This window comes from Glycocaulis sp., assembly GCF_051859565.1.
Lineage (GTDB): Bacteria > Pseudomonadota > Alphaproteobacteria > Caulobacterales > Maricaulaceae > Glycocaulis.
This window is the reverse complement of sequence record NZ_JBHYFK010000004.1, coordinates 12,798-32,730: the sequence shown is the minus strand read 5'-3', so window position 1 is coordinate 32,730 and position 19,933 is coordinate 12,798. Positions and strand designations below refer to the sequence as shown.

Sequence of the window (19,933 nt, the reverse complement as noted above, 5' to 3'; positions counted from 1 at the left end):
GTCGATGTAATTTCAGTGTCACAACCCGAATTCCTTCAAACGCATCATTATTTCGCTACCCGGAGCACCTCCATGAACGCACAAGGCCCTTTGCGTGGCGTTAAAGTGATTGAATTTGTTGGGCTGGGGCCGGCACCTTTTGCGGCGATGCTGCTTTCTGACATGGGCGCGGACGTGGTGCGCATCGACCGGCCGGGCGCCCATGGCGGCGGCCCGGCGGAAATCCTGGCGCGCGGGCGGCGTTCTGCCGCGTTTGACCTGAAGAACCCGGCAGCCGTCGAAGCGTGCCTCGATCTGATCAGCCGCGCCGACATCCTGCTGGAGGGCTACCGCCCCGGTGTGATGGAGCGGCTGGGACTGGGGCCCGATATTGCCCTCAAGCGCAATCCGGCACTGGTCTATGGGCGCATGACAGGCTGGGGACAGCATGGCCCGCTGGCGCACGCGGCAGGTCATGACATCAACTATATCTCGCTGACCGGCGCGCTGGATGCGATGGGCACACCGGAGAGCCCGGCCATTCCGCTCAATCTCGTCGGTGATTTCGGTGGCGGCTCGCTTTATCTGGCCTTCGGTGTGCTGGCGGCCCTGACCCACGCCCGGACAACCGGCGAGGGGCAGGTGGTCGATGCGGCCATTGTCGACGGTGCAGCATCCCTGATGGGCGCCATCCACCAGTTGCAGGCCATGGGCATGTGGAGCCGGGGCAGGGCCGAGAACCTGCTGGATGGCGGGGCGGCCTTCTATGGCGCCTATAAATGTTCCGACGGCAAGCATGTCTCCATCGGCCCGCTGGAGCCGGAATTTTACGCGCTGCTTCTGGACAAGCTGTCGCTGAAAGACGACCCGGTAATGGCCAACCCCTATGACGCCAGTCAGTGGGGCGCCCAGCGCGGCAAGCTGGAAGCGGCATTCGCCTCAAGGACACGCGATGAATGGTGCGCGATGCTGGAGGGGAGCGATGCCTGCTTTGCTCCCGTGCTCACAACCGAGGAGGCGGCCAGCCACCCTCATATGGTCGAGCGCGGCGTGTTCACAGATGTGGCTGGTGTGCGCCAGGCAGCGCCAGCTCCGCGCTTTTCAAAGACGCCTGGCGCCATTCAGGGGCCTGCGCCAGCGCCCGGAGCAGACACCGACAGCGTTCTGTCCGACTGGGGTTTTGACAGAAATTCCATCGCAGCGCTGCGCAGCGCGGGCGCCTTTGGCAGCAAGGGCTGAACGGCCTTGGCGCTGGCGCGTTGGGTATATCAGCGCGCGCAATAGCGGGCCTGGAAGGCGGAGTGTTTTGAAACAGCGAATTGAAGCGGCCAGAACGCGAATCCGGGCCGTTGCCGGCTTCGGCCCGATTGCGATTATTGTCCGCTCCATCACCCGTGTCCTCCAGCGTGAAGTGATGCTTTATGCTGGCGGCGCATCGTTCTTCGCACTGCTGTCAATTTTCCCCGCAATCGCAGTCATCGCGTCGATCTACGGTCTGGTTCAGGATCAGGCCGATGCGGTGCAGCAGGTCAGCCGGATAGCTCGCGTCCTGCCGGGCGACGTGGCAGACTTGGTGATGAGCCAGCTGACACGGCTGGCCACAACGTCGCCCACGCTGCTGACACTTCAGGGCTTCGTTGCGCTGGCGATTGCCCTGTTCGCGGCTTCGCGCGGTACCAAGGCGATCATTACCGGACTGAACCATATCGCCGGGCGCGATGGTCTCCGCTCGCTGGTGAAGTTCAACCTGATCGCCATGCTGGCGGTACTTGCCGGTATCGGCCTGCTGTTCGCGGCCAATCTGACCGTGATGATCGTGCCCTCGATTATCAGCTTCGTGCTGGAGCCTCTCGGGCTGGGCGGTGATGCCGTCAGCGCGGTCATCAACCCGTGGACCGTATCGGTCCTGGCCATGATGGCGGCGCTGATGCTGCTTTATCGCTATGTGATGCAGCGCGCAGGGGAGACGTCCTGGGCCGGCTGCGCCCTGGGCGCGGGTGTGTCGACCGCGCTCTGGCTGGCGCTGTCAGCCGGGTTCAACACCTATGTGGCCACGGTGGTGAGCATATCGCTCTACGGGTCTCTGGGGGCGGTCATCATCTTCCTTCTGTGGATCTATTGGGCGGCCTACATACTGTTTCTGGGCGGGGCGGTGGCCGTCGAATCCGACCGGCAGTATTTCCGACGGTCCCCAGACTGAATGCAGGTGCCGGCCGTTCAGCGCCGGTTCAGGCGCGCTGTGGCGTTATATCCCCCGAAGCTTGGGCCATGTGTTCCCAGTCCCTCGCCGGTTCCGGGCTTCATGAGGCTAGTGTTTCCTCAACCTGCGCCGGATTGGAGGCAAACCTCCAGTCCGGCGTTTCCTTTTCCGGCTGCAGTCCGGCCCCGCGCGGGCGATGGACCCCGGCCCAGTGATACGCTATCCCCACCGGCACAGCTGATGGACGCAACTCCCGCTTGGCGGATGCGCGCCCGGCAATTATACAACGCACGTTGAATTTATGCCCGGAGGACATCCAAGGTGAAAAAAGTCTTTGCTGATGCGAAATCTGCGCTCGACGGCCTGACCTTTGACGGCATGACCGTGATGGCTGGCGGGTTCGGTCTGTGCGGCATACCGGAGAATCTGATCCTGGCCCTGCGCGATAGCGGCGCGAAGGACCTGACCGTCATTTCCAACAATGCCGGGGTGGATGATTTCGGGCTGGGCCTGCTGCTGCACACCCGCCAGATCAAGAAGATGGTTTCGTCCTATGTCGGCGAGAACAAGACCTTCGAGAAGCAGTATCTCTCCGGTGAGCTGGAGCTGGAATTCAACCCGCAAGGCACGCTGGCCGAACGCATCCGGGCAGGGGGAGCAGGCATTCCCGCCTTCTACACCAAGACGGGCGTCGGCACGCTGGTCGCCGAAGGCAAGGAACACAAGGATTTCGACGGCGAGACCTATGTGATGGAAACCGGCCTGAAGGCGGACCTCTCCATCATCAAGGCGTGGAAGGGCGATAGCGAAGGCAATCTGGTCTTCCGCAAGACGGCCCGCAACTTCAATCCGATGATGGCAACGGCCGGGAAGGTGACGATTGCCGAAGTGGAAGAGATCGTCCCCGTCGGCAGCCTCGATCCCGACCATATCCACACGCCGGGCATTTTCGTTCAGCGCATCATCAAGGGCAGCCACGAGAAACGCATCGAACAGCGCACCGTGCGCGCGGCTTAAGGGAGAGACAGATCATGGCATGGACCCGCGACCAGCTCGCCGAACGCGCCGCCAAGGAACTTGAGGACGGCTTCTACGTCAATCTGGGCATCGGCATCCCGACGCTCGTGGCCAACTACATCCCCGAGGATATGGACGTTACCCTGCAGTCGGAAAATGGCATGCTGGGCATGGGCCCGTTCCCGACCGAGGACCAGGTGGACCCTGACCTCATCAATGCCGGCAAGCAGACCATCACCGAGCTGAAACGCACCAGCTATTTCAGCTCGGCCGACAGCTTCGGCATGATCCGCGGCGGGCATATCAACCTGTCCATCCTCGGCGCGATGGAAGTCTCTGAAAAGGGCGATATCGCCAACTGGATGATCCCCGGCAAGATGGTCAAGGGCATGGGCGGGGCGATGGATCTCGTCGCCGGCGTCCAGCGCGTCGTGGTCATCATGGAGCACACCGCCAAGGACGGCTCGCCCAAGCTCCTGAAGGAATGCGCCCTGCCGCTGACCGGCAAGGGTTGCGTTGACCGCGTCATCACCACCTATGGCGTGTTCGACGTGGTGGAAGACGGGCTTGAGCTGATCGAGCTGGCAGACGGCATCACGCTGGACGACATCGCCAAGTCGACTGAGGCGAAGTACCGGGTCGCGGCAAAGCTGGCGGCTTAAATTTCAAGGACCTGAAAGCCCGGAAGCGCGACGCGATTCCCTCCCCGGTTGCGGGGGGAGGTGTCAGCGCAGCTGACGGAGGGGGAGCTTGTTTGGTTATCCCCCCCTCGGCCCTTCGGGCCACTCCCCCCGCAAGCAGGGGGAGAAAGGTTTGCCCCGGATCGCTGACGCGACCGGGGTGTCGGCCTGTTTGATCCAATATCTAACACTCAATGACCATGATGCCCGCCGCCAAAGCGCATCCGCATCCCGCCATTGACGACAAAGCCGTCCGTATGGCTCCATGCATCGACACTCCAGCGGCCATCGCCCGCGCGGGAAGGGCGCACCAGCGGATCATACCGGCTCTGGCGGATGTCCAGCAGGTTTTCGGCATTGAGGAACAGACTGACCCGGCCGAGATTGATCTCGCCGAGAATGCCCATCATCACAAACGGCTTTGAACGGGTGCGATAGGGATTATCGTCCAGTTCCTGCGAGCCGGTATAGTAGGCCTCGAACCCGACACGCCCACGATCATGGTCCTCCCACATCGCCACGAATCCGGCCGAGTGGCGCGGGGTGAGCGGCGTGGTGCGCCGCATGCCGGTCACCGGATCAGACGACACGGCATCGGTGAACATATAGCTCGCCGTTACCGTAATGTGGTCATAGCGGTAACGAAGGAGCCATTCTGCGCCTTGTGTCTGCGAGGTTCCCGGCGTGTTGATGATCTGCATCTGGCTGGTGCCGTCCGGCAGCGAGACACCCGTAGGCACCAGCGCCGTCTCGTGGCGTACACGCGACTGGAAGAGGATCACATTGGCTTCCACCGGACCGAAACGCCGTCCCACATCGAACGACAGCGTGTCAGCGCGTTCGGCCTGAAGCCCGGCAAGCGGTTCCAGCCGGGAAAGGCCGGTTTCCTCTATCGCGCCGATAAATGGCGCCGGCGCGAAATAGCCCTGCGCCGCGGACGCCCTGACCGTCCACGCGCCCGGCCGGTAGAGCGCGGCGATACGCGGGCTGACAAAACCGCCATATTCGCTGTGGTGATCAGCACGGACGCTAGCGGATAGTGTGAGGTCCGGCGTCAGCTCGATATCGTACTGGAAGAACACGCCGGGCACGGTGTAGCGACAGTTGAACGCCGCAAAATCGTCAGACGCGTAGTCATTGACCTCCACGGCAGCCCCGCCGACGAGCGTGTGGATGCCTGCGCTGCGGGTGAGGGAGATTTCGGCAAAGCCCGTGCGGTGGCGGTCGTCTTCAATCTGCGTGCCGAACAGATGCGTGTGCTGCGTTTCCATGGCCGAAGCGCGCACGCCCAGCGTCAGCCCGTCATGCAGCGGCAGGTCGAGATTGAGACCGGCATCAAAGCGCTGCGTATTCAGACCCTGCACGAAACTGCTGCCGCCCGGCACGGTACGGCCGGGCATCGTGCCACCCCGGCGGCGCTCGGTCATCGCGCCGAACGTCACCAGCGCCTCGGCGCCCGAGGCGCCCTGCCAGAACAGGCGCGGGCGCAGCGTATAGCGCTGATAGGCGGGTATGTCGGCCCAGCCAGTACCATCCAGATCGCGCCGCTCCTGCCAGTGACCGCCGCCGGTCAGCGAGAAGCTCCAGTCTTCTGACAACGGCCCGGATGCGTAGCCCGTCACATCCTGTCCGCGCTGGCTGGTGATATTGGTGAGGACTTCGCCCTCAAATTCGTCCGAGGGCCGACGCGAGACCAGATTGATCATGCCGCCCAGCGCCGAAGCGCCGTAGAGCGAGGACGCGGCGCCCTTGATCACCTCCACCCGCCCCAGATCGGTCGGCGGTATCTGCAACAGGCCGATGGAGCCTGTCTGTCCGTAGAGCGGCAAGCCGTCAGCCAGCAGCAGGGTGTAGCGCTCGCTCATCCCCTGCACGCGGATACCGGCAGAGCCAAGTGCGGCGGAGCTTGCCTGCACCCAAAGCCCGCCCGTCTCGGCCAGCAATATCGAGATATTGCCCGGCGACATGATGATCTTTTCCTCTATCTCTTCGCGGTCGATCAGCTCCACGCGGATGGGTTCGTCCTGCACGCGCCTGCGCGTGCGCGTCGCCGAGACAATGATGGTCTCCGGCTCATCGGCATGGGCCTCAGCGGCCAGGAGCGGGAGCGGGCTGATGCCTGCGCCCAGCGCCAGTGCGGCGAGGCTGGCCGAAAGACCGAAGGCACGCTTCAGCGGGAGGGAGAGAGGGGAGAAGATTGTCATGCCGTTTATCCTTTTTCGGACTGATCCCGGACTTGCCGGAATCACATCGGCATGCATGCTGCGAGCTATAGTCGCTATAGGTTCAAGCCCGTCATGCAGGAAATATATGCAATCGGAGAACTGGCCCGCCGCACCGGCTGTCAGGTCGTCACCATCCGCTATTACGAACAGGTGGGCCTCTTACCCGAACCGGCCCGCACGGCCGGTGGTCACCGCGCCTACACGCCCGCCCATCTGCGTCGGCTGGACTTCATCAAGCGCGGGCGCAGCCTTGGCTTTCCGCTGGCGGCGATCTCAGGTCTTCTGGACCTTCTCGAAGACCGTGACGCCACCTGCAGCGATATTGATGCGCTGGCCGAACAGCACCTGAAAGAGGTGAGAGCCAAGATCGCGGACCTTCGCGCTATTGAGGCGCAGCTGGAAACCTCACTTGCCACCTGCCGCCACGAGACCCGCGCCGAATGCGCCGTCGCCGAGGCGCTGGTGTCTGCGGGGTGATTTGCACTGGAATATCCGAATACAGGAGCGCCGGTCCTTTTCTCCCCCCGTTTACGGGGGGAGTGGTCCGAAGGACCGAGGGGGGATTATCTCAAAAAGCTCCCCCCTCTGTCAGCTTCGCTGACACCTCCCCCGTAAACGGGGGAGGAAAACGCATCGCGTCCGGGGTTTCAACTATCTGCGCGAGGGCGCTACCTCAACACACAGGCACGTTGACCGCGAGGCCGCCTTCGGAGGTTTCCTTGTACTTGTCGGCCATGTCGAGCCCGGTCTGGCGCATGGTCTCGATCACCTGATCGAGGCGCACCTTGTATTCGGCATTGCCCAGCATGGCGAGGCGGGCGGCATTGATCGCCTTGATCGCGCCGATGGCGTTGCGCTCGATGCAGGGGATCTGGACAAGCCCGCCCACCGGATCACAGGTCAGGCCCAGATTGTGCTCCATGCCGATCTCGGCCGCGTTCTCGATCTGCCGGTTTGAGCCGCCAAGCGCGGCTGCCAGCCCGCCAGCGGCCATAGAGCAGGCAACGCCCACCTCGCCCTGACAGCCGGCTTCTGCGCCCGAAATCGAGGCGTTGAGCTTGTAGAGCGCGCCAATGGCCGAAGCCGTGAGGAAGAAGCGCACCATCGCGTCCTCGTCGCCGGGCTTTTTGCAATGCCGGTCGAAATAGCGCGCGACAGCCGGGATAATCCCGGCCGCGCCATTGGTCGGCGCGGTGACGACCCGGCCACCGGCGGCGTTTTCCTCATTGACCGCCATCGCCCACAGATTGACCCACTCCATGGCCGATAGCGGATCGCGGGTGGCGCGCTCCGGGTCTTCCTCCAGGCGGCGCTGCATGGCCGGTGCGCGGCGCTTTACCTTCAGCCCTCCGGGCAGAACGCCGTCGCCCGCGACGCCGCGGTCTATGCAGTCTTCCATGGCCTGCCAGATGACGGCGATGCGCTCGCGGACCTCTGCCTCGCCGCGGAAGGCCGTCTCGTTGGCCATCATCACTTCGGGGATGGAAAGCCCTTCGCGGTCGCCAATCTCGATCAGCGTATTGCAATTATCGAACGGGTAGGGCTCGCCTTCAGGGGCTTCAGCGGCGGAATTGCGCCCGGCCTCGGCCTCGTCAATCACGAAGCCGCCGCCAATGGAGTACCAGAGCTGTTCCGACAGCGTTTCCCCGTTCGCATCAAACGCGGTGAATTTCATCGCGTTGGAATGAAAGGGCAGGCGTACCTTGCCGTCGAGGAGCAGGTCGGTATCGCGGTCAAAGCCGATCTGGTGCTGCCCCAGCAGACGGATCGTGCCGGAATTCTCCACCTCTTCGATAATGCCGGGCAGGGCGTCGGGATTGGCGGTTTCGGGATGTTCGCCCGCCAGCCCCCAGATCAGCGCCTTGTCGGTGGCGTGGCCGGAACCCGTCAGAGCCAGCGAGCCATAGGCTTCAGCCTTGACGCGGGTGATGGCCCCCAGCCCGTGCTCGGCATCGACGCGCTCAAGAAACAGACGCGCAGCCTTCATCGGCCCCACGGTGTGGGAGCTGGACGGGCCGATACCGATCTTGAAAAGGTCGAAAACGCCGAAATGCATCAGTCACCAAGGCCGCGGTCACGGGTGAAGGCGTTGAAGCAGATAATCGTCTGCGTATCCTTTACCCCGGTAATCGTCTGCACCCGCTGGTTCACGAAACGGCCGATATCGGCTTCGGAGTCCACGGCGAACTGGGCCAGAAGGTCGAAAGCGCCCGAAACCGAATGCACCTGGCGGGTCTCTTCCAGAGTATCGACCAGAGCCGAAGCGACGTCATAGGTCTTGCCCAGCTCGCATTTGATGAAGATGTAAAACTGCCGCATCGGGATTGTACCTGCCTGACTAGAGTGTGGTGCGCACGGTCCAGAGTTCGGGGAACAGACGCAAGTTCAACGCCTTGACAAGATAGGACACCCCGCCGGACCCGCCTGTGCCGCGCCGGAAACCGATAATACGCTCCACCGTTTTCATGTGGTTGAAACGCCATTGCTGGAACTTCTGCTCCAGATCGACAAGTTTCTCGGCAAATTCATACACTTCCCACCACTTCGCGGTGTCGAGATACACCTCGCGCCACATCGCCTCTACGGCGTCGTCGGGCTGATAGGGCTGGGACCAGTCACGCTCGATAGCGCTGGAGGGGACAGTCAGGCCGGATCTGGCAGCAAACCTCAACGTTTCATCGTAAAGGCTTGGCAGCTCAAGAGCTTTGCTGACCAGCTTGTGCGCCTCCTCATCGGAGGCATGCACCTTGGCCAGCGCCGCATTCTTGTTGCCGAGCCGGTATTCCAGCGTGCGGTACTGGGCTGACTGGAAGCCTGAACTTTGGCCCAGCTGGTCGCGGAATTTCAGATAGTCGGACGGCGTCATCGTGGAGAGCACCGCCCATGACTGGGTCAGCTGCTCCTGGATGCGGGCAATGCGTGCCAGCATTTTCATGGCCGGGCGGACCTCGTCAGCCTGCACATGGGCGATCGCCGCCTCCAGCTCGTGCAGGCACAGTTTCAGCCACAGCTCGCTGGCCTGATGGATGATGATGAACATCATCTCGTCATGCTCTTCGGTCAGCGGGGATTGCGCGCCAAGAATCCGGTCAAGGCCGAGATAGCGGCCATAGCTTAGCCCGCCTTCCGGAGACCAGTGAATGTCTTCGCCTTCGAGGTTCACTGAAGTGGGAAAATGTTCGCTCATGTGTCCGGTCTACAGGCGGGCAGGGACAGCGGCAAGGCGTTCTGCCGGCAGGCAGTGCGGTTCTGCTTTCCGCACTGGGCTGGTAAGTGTAATCATGCGGACTGACACAGCAGGGAGTATCCCATTTGCGCCTCTTTGTGAGACCGGCCTACGCGTTTTTTCCGTTCGCAACTGCCGCCCTTCTGCTGACCGCTGGCTGTGGCCAAAACGGGCAGGCGGTGCAGGATGACGGCACTGGCTCTGCAGCCGGAACGGCCAGCGTGACCTTTGCCGTCGCGTACCGGGAGCGGATTGCCCTTGGAGACAACGCGATTGTGGAAGCGCAATTGCTGGCGTTCGAGCCCGGCAGCGACCGCCCCGAGCTGGTATCGGAGGCGCGCGAACCGTTCAACGGACGTCAGGTGCCCATCGACCTGACCCTCACCTACGACCCCGAGGCCGTGGCCACTGATCGCGAGCTTGCGGTGAGCGGCCGGATCCTCGATCCCGACAGCGCCCAGGTCTGGATTACGCCCGAAGACGCCCGATTCCCTGCGGGGAACCCGGCGGCCGATCTCGGCGTCATCATGCTGGTCAGAAGCAATCACTCCGCTTCGGACGACACGGCCTACATGTGCGATGACGGACAGTCGTTCAGCGCCCGCTATCACGCGCCGGACATCACGCTCACCATGGGCGACGCCGCCTATATACTCAGCTCGGTGCCTGCCGCGTCGGGCGCCCGCTTCGAGGCTGGCAGCGATGAAGGGCCGCGGGCGTTCTGGAGCAGGGGCGAAGGCGCACTGGTCCGCTTCGAGGCGGATGGCGAGTGGGTGCAGTGTCAGTCGAGTGCCTATCTGCCGGAAGAATCAGAATCTGACGTGGAACAACCGGAGCCTGCGCCGGCTGTCTACACCGCACGCGGCAACGAGCCGGGCTGGATTTTGCGGCTCTCGGGCGGTGAAGCGGAGTATCTGGGCGATTACGGTGAAACACGTCTTTCCGGGCGCGTGACCGGGCGGGGTGCGCTGGACGAGGAAACGAACGTGCTCACCGTTTCTGGCGATGACGGTGAGCTGTTTACGATCCAGATTACCCACACGATCTGTCAGGATTCGATGGCCGGTCTGTCCTATCCCGACACCGTAACCATCACGCTTGGGAATATGGAGACCTATTCCGGCTGCGGCGGCGATGCAGAGAGCCTGCTGGCCGGAGAGGTATGGCGCGTTACGCATATCGCAGGCGAGGAAGTGCCCGGCCCGCGCGCCGTTACGATGGAGTTCGATGGCCAGGGCCGCCTGTCGGGTCAGGCGCCCTGCAATCGCTATTCGGCCAGCTACCAGATGACTGGTGAGGGCATCGTGCTGGGGCAGGGCGTGTCCACGCGCATGGCCTGTGCAGGCGATCTGATGGCGCTGGAAACGACCTTCCTTGGCATTATCCAGGGTTCGCTGCCTGCCAGCATTGATACCGACGGCACGCTCAGTCTTGGCGAGGGGCGGATTATTGCGGTAAGGGAATAACGGCGCAGGAACGCTGTCGCGCGGGGAACCATTCTCTCAGCTAGAGGGTTGCTAAACCCTTGGCATGAATTGGGAGAACTCTGCGATGGCTGATAGTGCCGCCATTTTTGCGCGCCTCAAGGACGACCATGACCGTCACCGTGACCTGCTGGAAAAAATCGGCAAAACCAGCGGTGACACGCGCGAGCGCCGTGCTCTGTTTGAAGAGTTTACCCGGGAGGTGAAGGCGCACGCCGCTGCGGAAGAGCAGGCGCTCTATTCAACGATGATGCGCAAGCCCGCCGCAACCGATGAAACCCGCCACTCGGTTGCCGAACATCACGACATTGACGAGGCCCTGAACGATCTGGCCGCGACAGACATGGCATCAGGCGCATGGCTTCAGAAATTCAAGACGCTCGAACATGATTATCTTCACCACATCGATGAAGAAGAAGACGATCATTTTCCCGAATTTGCCAAGCTGTTGTCCAAGGACGATGAGCGCCACATGCGTGACGTATTTGATCGCCGCAAAAAGCGCGAGAAAGCCGACGCCGAAGTAACGCCGGAAAAGGCCGAAGACGCCAAGGAATAAGTGCCGGCGAGGGGTTTTTACCGCGCCGGCACCTGGCGTTTAGCGCTCCGCCCGGATCCGCAGGATTTCCGTCTCGGCCGGCCAGAAGCCGGACGCGCCAGCGCGGACAATCGCTTCCATGCGCGCTTCGGCAGCCTCGTTATCACCCGCCAGACGGTCCGCCATGGCGATGGCGAACTGCTCGATGGCCCCGGGGAAGGCTTCCATCTCCTCGCGGGCGATCTCGCCCTTGAAGAAGAGCGCGCCGCGCAGATAGTTGGCGTTCTCGATCAGCGGCAAGTCAGCGTGGACCGGCACAAGCGCCGCGCGCGCAGCCGCGTCATCGCCCAGAAGGCTGTGACCGATATAGAGCCAGTAGGCGATGGCAACGCCCATATCGCCGGTCGGATCGATCAGCAGAGGCTCATCCAGCGCAGCCTGCATGCCGGCCACCAGCGTCTCGAAATCGCCAACGGCGAAGCTGGTCTGGGCGCGGTAATAGTGAAGGTTGGAGCGGAAGGTGCCGAGCGGCAGGTTATAGGCGTTGGCGATACCGTCCGGCTCGAAACTGTCCTGCACGCCTTCCATCAGTTCCAGCGCACGCGTGTAGTCGGCTATCGCAGCCTCAAACTGACGGCTGCGCGCCAGATGGCGCCCGCGGAAGCGCAAAAGCTTGTAGCTGTCAGGAAACAGCTCAAGACCTTGCGTGAAGGCATCTACCGCATCCTCGAAGCGGCCGAGATAACCGAGGCGGCGGCCAAGCCAGATGTAGGAATCTTCACGGTGCGGCGCGAGTTCCAGCGTGGCCCGCGCAATCGCCAGATCAAGCTCCAGCTCGGCGCGCAGTTCGGGGCTGAAGCCCGGCTCGCTCAAAGGGGTGCCAATCAGCGTCTGGCCCTCACGCAGGGCTTCTCCTGCAGGGGCGAGGGCGGCGTCGCGGTCGGCAATCTGGGCTTCCAGGGGACCTGCTGCCAGCAGTAGCATAGCAGCGACGGCAGTAGACATTCGGATCGGCATGGCCAGCACCTTTCAGTGAGTAGTCAGGCAAAGAAATGCCCTGCGCCGCCGTGGAAGGCGGCACAGGGCCCCGGGCAGGGGTTTAGGGAGTCTCGCCCGGGAAGAGCGTCGCCCAGTCGGCTTCCGCCTGGATGCGGGCGAAGAACGACCAGCCATCGACATTGATCGAGCGGCGATACCATTCCTTCGCCTCGTCACGATGGCCTTGCAGCAGCAGATAGTTGGCAAGGGTGAAGGCCGTGGACGAGGCCGCCGCCGACGCGTTGGAGAACGCCATGCCAGTATCTTCATCGCTGAAGAAGGTGTCGAAGTCGCGCTCGCCCTTGAAGAGCTGGATGCCATCGAAATAGAAATTGCTTTCGATGTTCTCGCTCAGGTCTTCGAGGGTGAAGGTGTAGCTGTCCAGCAGCTCACGGGCGGCGAAGAAGTCGCCCGCACGGGCCAGCGAGATGTATTCCCAATAGACCGCTGCAGTGATGCTCACGGCATCATCTACGCCCACGGCTACCTCGTGCGAGCGGTTAAACCAGCGCGCCGCTTCACGGTACTGGTTCGCCGCAAAATAGGCCTGGCCCAGATGGTAATACAGGTAGAACTGGACCACGTCCGGCGTGGACGGGAAGTAGTCCGGGCCGAGCAGCTCGCGCTCAAGCGGCATGTTCTCGTAGAGTTCAGCGGCGCGAAGGCCTTCCGCGATAGAAGCGTCAAAATCGCGTAGCGTGAAATAGCGGTGCGCGCGGTGGCGGCGCAGCTTGGCGTTTTCGGGGAAGCGCTCGATCGCCGCGTCATAGACTTCGATCGCTTCACGGAAATAGCCCTGATAGGACAGCATCCGGCCGTACCAGGTGGCCGTGTCCGGGTTCATGTCGGCGACATAGGCCGCATGGGCTTCAATCGTGGCGCGTTCAAATGCGCTGGGATCTGCCAGATTCATCGTCTCGGCCGAACGGGTGTACAGGCGTTCACCCAGAAGCGACTCCGTCTGGTAGCTGGTACCTTGCGGAATTTCCTGCGCGCTGGCTGCAGTACCGGCGAGGGCCAGGGCGGCCGCGCCGGTGATAAGCAGGGTCTTGAAAGTCATGGTCTGCCCTTTCTTCGGGTTGGTAAGTCGAATGTCAGCTCAGGCCGCGTCGAAACGCACGCCCTGGGCCAGGGGAAGGTCGGTTGAGTAGTTGATGGTGTTGGTGGCGCGGCGCATATAGGCCTTCCACGTGTCCGAACCGGAGGCGCGGCCACCGCCGGTTTCCTTCTCGCCGCCGAACGCGCCGCCAATCTCTGCGCCACTGGTGCCGATATTGACGTTCGCGATACCGCAATCACTGCCGAGGCTGGAGGTGAACAGCTCCGCCTCGCGCATATTGTCGGTGAAGATCGCCGACGAGAGGCCCTGCGGCACGGCATTATTCATCGCGATGGCTTCCTCGATGTCGCGATAGCGCATGACATAGAGAATCGGACCGAAGGTTTCGGTATGTACGATGGGTGTCTGTGACGGCATTTCGACCAGGGCGGGAGCCATGTAGGCCGCGTCCGGGTATTCCTCTGCCAGCAGGCGCTGTCCGCCATGCACCACACCGCCTTCGGCCCGTGCCTGATCGAGCGCCGCGTTGAACATGTCCATCGCCGGAAGATCGATCAGCGGACCGGCATGCACGCCAGGTTCCAGAGGGTTGCCGACACGCAGCTGGCCGAAGGCCCGCTTGAGCTGGGCCACCAGTTCGTCATGCACGCTTTCGTGCACGATCAGACGGCGCATGGAGGTACAGCGCTGGCCGGACGTGCCCGCTGCCGAGAATGTCACGCCGCGAAGCACGAGATCGCGATTGGCAGACGGCGTGATGATGGCGGCATTATTGCCGCCGAGCTCAAGGATCGAACGGCCAAGGCGCGCGGCGACCGTGCTCGACACGCTGCGCCCCATCTTCGTGCTACCAGTGGCGCTGATGAGCGAGACGCGCGGATCGGCTGCGAGCTGCGCGCCGACATCGCCGCCACCGACCAGCATCTGATGGAGATACTTTGGCGCCTGGGGGAAATCTGCGCAGGCGCGTGCCAGCAGTCCGGCGCAGGCCGATGCCGACAGAAGAGACTTTTCTGATGGCTTCCAGATCGCTGCATTCCCGCAAGTCAGGGCGATCATCGTGCCCCAGGACCACACGGCGACCGGGAAGTTGAATGCGCTGATCTGCGCGAACACACCCAGCGGGTGCCAGGTTTCGGCCATGCGGTGGTTGGGGCGCTCGGTGGCGATACTCAGGCCATGCAGCTGGCGCGACAGGCCAACGGCAAAGTCGCAAATGTCGATGACTTCCTGAACCTCGCCGCGTGCTTCATCCAGCGTCTTGCCGCAGTCGAGCGTGACGAGGCAGGAGAGTGCTTCCTTGTGTTCGCGGCAGAGATTGCCGAATCGCCGAATCAGCTCGCCCCGGAGCGGCGCAGGCACGGCGCGCCACTGATGGAACGCCGACACCGCATTCTCGATGGCCGTATCGGTTGATGCGGCCGTTTCCGGGCTCATCGTGCCAATTTGCGAGCCGTCCACCGGCGTGTGGACAGTCAGCTCCCCGTTGCGTGTCAACGGAAAGTCCAGACCCATGGCCGAGAAGGCCTCGCGCGCCAACACGGCAGGGCCGCGCGCAATCACCGCATCATCAGCGGCAAAGTGACTTAGTGTATCAGGCATACAGCCCGCCCCAATTCTGGCTAGTGTGGTTCATTGCGTTTGCCAGCTGGTGGCCCGGGCCGTGACCCGTGAGCCCGCCGCAAACGTCAGTGTCATACAACTTTTCCTATCGGAAAGTTTTCTGTGCGTCAAATGCGTAAGAGAATGGACTTGGCGCATCGGCCTTGCGGTATAGTTTTGACGCGCTACACATCGGTAATACGGCTGGACAGGGCGCAGGCACGCGACGGGGCAAACATGAGCAATACGCAAGACTATCAAAACATCATCGAGTCCAATCGCGTTCAGCCACCCGCAAGGCGCAGGGCAGGCGCCATGGCGCTTGGCAAGCAGGTTCGCCAGTTGCGCAAAAGCAAGAACTGGACGCTGGAAGAGGCAGCGCAGCGCACCGGCCTTGCCGCCTCGACGCTATCGAAGATCGAGAACGACCACATGTCGCCGACATTCGATGTGGTACAGAAGCTGGCCGACGGCTTCGAGATTGACATCACGCGGCTGTTCAATGCCGAAACCAGTCTGGAAGCGTCGGGGCGCCGCTCGGTCACGCGTGCCGGGGATGGCAAGCTGATGGAAACGGCCGTGTACGCCCACCGGCTGCTGGCTTCAGATCTTATGAACAAACGGATTTTGCCGTTCCGCTCCGTTATCAAGGCGCGGGCCATCGATGAGTTTCTCGATTGGCGGGGGCACCAGGGCGAGGAGTTTCTCTACGTTCTGGAAGGCGAGGTGCTGTTTCACACCGAGCATTATGCGCCCGAACACCTCCGCGCAGGCGACAGCATCTATATCGACAGCAATATGCGGCATGCCTGCGTGTCGATCAGCGAGCAGGATGCGGTTGTTCTGTGGATAAACACGGCCTGACAAGCCGCAAATTGCCCCCGCGCGAGGGCACTTTCCATTGCTCCGACGTCCGGCAGTGTAGCCCGAATCGCGGGCAGGGGACTTGCCAGCGCCCCATTCGCCAACCCATAATATTTCCGATGCGAAAATATTATGGGGCAATATCATGGAATTTTCTCGACGCGGTTTCCTCGCTGCAACGCTGCCCGCCGGTCTGACCGGAATGGTGGCGGGCTCGGCCGCTTGGGGTGCGGTCAGCGCTTCTGGTTCTGCCAGTGCGCCATTTGCGTTCGATGCGATGGGCGAGCTTCGTCTGGAATATGGCGATGACCTGCTCACTGCGATGCGCTCAAGCGGCCTTTCGGCGATTACGGTCACGCTGGGCGATCCACGCAAATACGAAGAGGACGCCTATCAGGACGCCCTTCAGGCGTTGGACGAATACGATGCCCACATCGCCGAGAATCCGCACTGGTTCATCAAGGCGACACGGGCGGACGACGCCCTGCAAGCCCACCGTGACGGCCGTATCGCGGTGTTCTACCTGTTCCAGAACACCACGCAGTTCGGCCGCGACCTCGACAGGGTCAATGCCTTTTATGCGCGGGGCGTCCGCTCTGCACAGATGACCTATAACGACCAGAACTGGGCCGGTTCAGGATGCTGGGAGCCTAATGATGGCGGCCTGAGTCTGTTTGGCCATGCGCTCGTCGAGCGCATGAACGAAGTTGGCATGCTGATCGATGTATCCCATGCGGGCATGCGGACCCTGGCCGAAACGGTGGCGGCTTCAGCGGTGCCGATCATCAACTCTCACGCGTCTTGCCGGTCTGTTCACCCGCATATCCGTAGCACAACCGACGAGAATCTGCGGGCCGTGGCCGAGCGCGGTGGTGTAACGGGAATCTGCCAGATCCGCCCGTTCCTCACCGACCGGCGCGAAGGCGCGCTAGAGGCCTACTTCGCTCATATCGACCATGCCGTGAATGTATGCGGCATCGAGCATGTAGCCATTGGCAGCGACCGCGATCACCGCGTTATCGAGATGAGCGAGGAGTATCTCGAATCGCTGCGCCGGGAGATGGGCGCGGCCTTCAATGATGCCGACTGGCCGCTATTCATCGACCAGCTCAACGGGCCGGCACGCATGAATGTGATCCGGGACGGGCTGGTGGCGCGAGGCTATAGCCAGGGCGACGCCGACAAGATCATGGGCGCAAATCTGTTGCGCCTTTATCGCGATGTCATCGGCTGATTGACGATTTGATGACACCGGGCTTGATCATCTAAAATATTTACGATAGGAAATTTTTTAGATGATCGGCTGACAACTCATCCGACATCACTGTCGATGAATGAATCGGGGAATATCATGAAAAAAACATTGCTCGCCCAGGCGGGGATGGTGGCGCTGGCCACCGCGAGCGTTACAGGGCTGGCTCCGGCCGTCATGGCCCAGGCGCCCAACGACGCATCTGCACGCTCACAGGTCGAAGTCATCACCGTGACGACGGGTACCCGCCGTCAGGGCCGCACCGACACCCAGAGCCTTGTGCCAATCGACGTCATCTCGCCGGACGAGCTTGTCTCGACGGGTTATGTCGACGTCAACGACGCGCTGCGCACGTCCGTTCCGGCCTTTAACGTCCAGCGCCTGCCGCTGAACGATGGTTCGTCCTTCGTACGTCCGGCCACGCTGCGTGCATCGCCGGCTGACCACGTTCTGCTTCTGCTGAACGGCCAGCGCCGTCACCGCTCGTCGGTGGTACAGATCGGTACCGGCCACGCTACCACGTCCGGCTCGCAAGGGCAGGACTTCAACATGATCCCGCCGATCGCGCTGGGCTCGATTGAGGTGCTGCGTGACGGCGCCTCGGCACAATATGGCTCGGACGCCATCGCCGGCGTCATCAACATGAATCTGCGTGACAGCAATGAGGGCGCGACGATCAGCGCCCATGCCGGCCGGTTCTATGATGGCGGCGACGTGCTGGACCTGCAGGGCAATATCGGTCTGCCGCTGACAGCCAATGGCTTCATCAACCTGTCCTTCCAGGTGACTGAGGAAAGTGGCACCTATCGTCACGGTCCGCACGCCGGTGCCGAGGCGCTGCGCGCGCAGGGCGTACAGAACGTCCCGCTGCACCCCATCAATCTGGGCGACCCGGCCTACAGCGCGATCAAGACATCGTGGAATGCCGGTCTGGATCTGGGCAATGGCATGGACGCCTATCTGTTCGGCAACGCGGCGTTCACGGACAGTGAAGTCGGCTTCGTTTACCGCCAGTCCCAGGCTGCGGGCGGCCTTGGCCGTCACGCCACCTATGCGCCGTCGGCCTTCCAGGGCACGCCGGCCCACCCGGAAGCTTTTGACCTCGCCGCGATCTATCCGGGCGGCTACGTGCCGATGTTCGGCGGTGAGCAGACCGATTTCTCGACCGTGATCGGTGTGCGCCGTGAAGAGTCTGACAGCTTCGGCTGGGATGTCTCGGCCCGCTGGGGTCAGAACGAGATCGATTACCGCATCTCCAACACCATCAACGCCTCCATGGGCGTGGATTCGCCGACCAGCTTCCGTCCGGGCAGCCTGCGTCAGCGCGAATACCAGCTGAATGCGGACTTCTACAAATCCTTCGGCGTTGCGGCCTTTGCCAGCGATCTGTTCTTCTTTGGCGGTCTGAGCTACCGCAACGAGGCCTACACGATCGGCGTGGGCGATCCGGCGTCCTACCGTATCGGGCCGCTTCGCGATCTTCCCGTGGGCGCCAACGGCTTCCAGGGCTTCAGCCCGGACGCTGCCGGTGAGTTCGAGACCGACTCCATCGCCGCCTATCTGGAGGTGGAAGCCGATATCACGAACCGCTGGAGCTTTGCGGCTGCACTGCGCTTTGAAGACTATGAAGCGTTCGGTGACAATCTCAGCTACAAACTGGCGACCCGTTACGACCTGACCGACAATTTCGCCATTCGCGGCGCGGTCAGCACGGGCTTCCGGGCTCCGGCTGCCGGCCAGCTCTTCGGCCAGAGCCAGACCTCGCAGCTGAACATGGGTGATTTCGTACTCGACGCCGTTCTGGTGCCGGGTTCGGCTGAAGCCCAGATCTTCGGCTCCACCCCGCTGGTTCCGGAAACCTCCACCAGCATTTCCGGCGGCTTTGTCATGACGGCCGGCGCGCTGTCCGCCACGCTCGACTTCTACCAGATCGACGTGGATGACCGCCTCCTGCTGAACGACTCCATCACCACCAATGCAACCCAGCGTGCCCAGCTGGCCGCTCTGGGTTACCCCAATGGCGGCAGCGTGCAGACCGTGCGCTACTTCCAGAACCGTCTGGACACGCGGGTGCGCGGCTTTGACCTCGTCGCGTCCTACCTGTTCGACTGGAACAACGGCCAGACAACCAATCTGAGCCTGGCGACCAACTATAACGAGCAGAGCCTGCGTTCAGACCCGGCGGGTGTGTTCTCACCGGCGAAAGTGCAGGAGTTTGAACGTGGCACGCCGCGCTGGCGCTCCAATATCACGCTCACCCACACCGTGGCGGACTTCGAGCTGATGGGCCGTGCGGTGTATTACGGCACGTGGCGCCGCCTGGATGGCGCGACGAACTTCCTGCCGCGTGATGCTGAAGTGCTCTACGACGCCGAAGTGCGCTATCGCGGCTTTGAAAACGTCACGGTCACGCTTGGCGGGCGCAATCTGGGTAACACCTACCCGCCCGGCCGTTCGGCAGCCCTGGATATGATGGGCATGATCTATGACAACCACTCCGTATTCGGAACCAGTGGCGGCTACTACTATCTCGGCCTCAGCTACGATTTCTAGAATGCGCGCGTAATCAGGGGGCAGGGCTGGCTGCAAGGCTGGTCCTGCCGTCTGGCAACAAGCCGTTTGCGGCCGGCGCCCATCCCGACGGACCCAAAGCGCCGGTTCTCAAACGGCTTGTTCCTGAACTGACCTGTTCCCCTTCGGGTCAAGGCAGAACGGAAAAAGGCCTGCACGTCGCCGTGCAGGCCTTTTTTTGGGGTTGCGATCAGCCC

17 protein-coding genes are annotated in these 19,933 nt (G+C 62.4%); 10 read left to right on the top strand and 7 right to left on the bottom strand.

Annotated features, from left to right (window positions below; all coding sequences use genetic code 11):
- The first annotated feature begins 72 nt into the window (after positions 1-72).
- From ACTIGC_RS06770 to ACTIGC_RS06755, 4 genes are all read left to right on the top strand, one after another.
- A complete protein-coding gene (locus ACTIGC_RS06770; RefSeq protein ID WP_439633688.1) occupies positions 73-1,218 on the top strand; it encodes a CaiB/BaiF CoA transferase family protein in 1,146 nt (381 codons plus the stop codon).
- Positions 1,219-1,285: 67 nt separating this feature from the next.
- Positions 1,286-2,179, top strand: a complete 894-nt coding sequence (locus ACTIGC_RS06765; RefSeq protein WP_439633687.1) for a YihY/virulence factor BrkB family protein — start codon at positions 1,286-1,288, stop codon at positions 2,177-2,179.
- Between the two features lie 378 nt (positions 2,180-2,557).
- Positions 2,558-3,196, top strand: coding sequence for a CoA transferase subunit A (locus tag ACTIGC_RS06760; protein WP_439633939.1), 639 nt, complete (start codon positions 2,558-2,560; stop codon positions 3,194-3,196).
- A gap of 14 nt (positions 3,197-3,210) precedes the next feature.
- Positions 3,211-3,858, top strand: a complete 648-nt coding sequence (locus tag ACTIGC_RS06755; RefSeq protein WP_439633686.1) for a CoA transferase subunit B — start codon at positions 3,211-3,213, stop codon at positions 3,856-3,858.
- 209 nt (positions 3,859-4,067) lie between these two features.
- Here ACTIGC_RS06755 and ACTIGC_RS06750 read toward each other — a convergent pair whose 3' ends face one another.
- Positions 4,068-6,080, bottom strand: coding sequence for a TonB-dependent receptor plug domain-containing protein (locus ACTIGC_RS06750; RefSeq protein WP_439633685.1), 2,013 nt, complete (start codon positions 6,078-6,080; stop codon positions 4,068-4,070).
- Positions 6,081-6,173: 93 nt separating this feature from the next.
- Here ACTIGC_RS06750 and ACTIGC_RS06745 point away from each other — a divergent pair, with 93 nt between their 5' ends.
- Complete coding sequence (locus ACTIGC_RS06745) at positions 6,174-6,578, top strand: MerR family transcriptional regulator (RefSeq protein ID WP_439633684.1); 405 nt, start codon at positions 6,174-6,176, stop codon at positions 6,576-6,578.
- Between the two features lie 196 nt (positions 6,579-6,774).
- Here ACTIGC_RS06745 and ACTIGC_RS06740 read toward each other — a convergent pair whose 3' ends face one another.
- Genes ACTIGC_RS06740 through kynA form a run of 3 tightly spaced genes read right to left on the bottom strand, consistent with a single transcriptional unit; the run spans position 6,775 to position 9,288 of the window.
- Complete coding sequence (locus ACTIGC_RS06740) at positions 6,775-8,157, bottom strand: L-serine ammonia-lyase (protein WP_439633683.1); 1,383 nt, start codon at positions 8,155-8,157, stop codon at positions 6,775-6,777.
- Positions 8,157-8,420 (bottom strand): Lrp/AsnC ligand binding domain-containing protein, encoded by a 264-nt coding sequence (locus ACTIGC_RS06735; RefSeq protein WP_439633682.1) that lies wholly within the window; start codon positions 8,418-8,420, stop codon positions 8,157-8,159. Before ACTIGC_RS06735 ends, ACTIGC_RS06740 begins: the two co-directional genes overlap by 1 nt.
- 19 nt (positions 8,421-8,439) lie before the next feature.
- Positions 8,440-9,288, bottom strand: a complete 849-nt coding sequence (gene kynA, locus ACTIGC_RS06730; RefSeq protein WP_439633681.1) for a tryptophan 2,3-dioxygenase — start codon at positions 9,286-9,288, stop codon at positions 8,440-8,442.
- A gap of 137 nt (positions 9,289-9,425) precedes the next feature.
- Between kynA and ACTIGC_RS06725 the strand changes: the two genes are divergently transcribed.
- Both ACTIGC_RS06725 and ACTIGC_RS06720 read left to right on the top strand, forming a co-directional pair.
- The gene (locus tag ACTIGC_RS06725) at positions 9,426-10,793 is read left to right on the top strand and encodes an META domain-containing protein (RefSeq protein ID WP_439633680.1); all 1,368 of its coding nucleotides are present in this window, start codon (positions 9,426-9,428) and stop codon (positions 10,791-10,793) included.
- An 85-nt stretch (positions 10,794-10,878) separates the two neighbouring features.
- Positions 10,879-11,370, top strand: coding sequence for a hemerythrin domain-containing protein (locus tag ACTIGC_RS06720; RefSeq protein ID WP_439633679.1), 492 nt, complete (start codon positions 10,879-10,881; stop codon positions 11,368-11,370).
- A gap of 39 nt (positions 11,371-11,409) precedes the next feature.
- On the opposite strand, the gene ACTIGC_RS06715 is transcribed toward ACTIGC_RS06720, so the two are convergent.
- The 3 genes from ACTIGC_RS06715 to amaB form a co-directional block, all read right to left on the bottom strand.
- Positions 11,410-12,333 carry a tetratricopeptide repeat protein gene (locus ACTIGC_RS06715; protein WP_439633678.1) on the bottom strand — a complete coding sequence of 308 codons (924 nt, stop codon included), beginning with the start codon at positions 12,331-12,333 and terminating at the stop codon, positions 11,410-11,412.
- A 115-nt stretch (positions 12,334-12,448) separates the two neighbouring features.
- Positions 12,449-13,447: a hypothetical protein gene (locus ACTIGC_RS06710; RefSeq protein WP_439633677.1), complete on the bottom strand. Its 999-nt coding sequence runs from the start codon at positions 13,445-13,447 to the stop codon at positions 12,449-12,451.
- 39 nt (positions 13,448-13,486) lie between these two features.
- Positions 13,487-14,986, bottom strand: coding sequence for an L-piperidine-6-carboxylate dehydrogenase (gene amaB / locus ACTIGC_RS06705; protein ID WP_439633938.1), 1,500 nt, complete (start codon positions 14,984-14,986; stop codon positions 13,487-13,489).
- A 378-nt stretch (positions 14,987-15,364) separates the two neighbouring features.
- Here amaB and ACTIGC_RS06700 point away from each other — a divergent pair, with 378 nt between their 5' ends.
- The 3 genes from ACTIGC_RS06700 to ACTIGC_RS06690 all read left to right on the top strand — a co-directional run bounded on the left by ACTIGC_RS06700 (position 15,365) and on the right by ACTIGC_RS06690 (position 19,718).
- Positions 15,365-15,913, top strand: a complete 549-nt coding sequence (locus tag ACTIGC_RS06700) for a helix-turn-helix domain-containing protein (protein ID WP_439633676.1) — start codon at positions 15,365-15,367, stop codon at positions 15,911-15,913.
- A 145-nt stretch (positions 15,914-16,058) separates the two neighbouring features.
- The gene (locus ACTIGC_RS06695) at positions 16,059-17,147 is read left to right on the top strand and encodes a dipeptidase (RefSeq protein ID WP_439633675.1); all 1,089 of its coding nucleotides are present in this window, start codon (positions 16,059-16,061) and stop codon (positions 17,145-17,147) included.
- Between the two features lie 117 nt (positions 17,148-17,264).
- Positions 17,265-19,718, top strand: a complete 2,454-nt coding sequence (locus ACTIGC_RS06690; protein WP_439633674.1) for a TonB-dependent receptor plug domain-containing protein — start codon at positions 17,265-17,267, stop codon at positions 19,716-19,718.
- Positions 19,719-19,933: the final 215 nt, after the last annotated feature.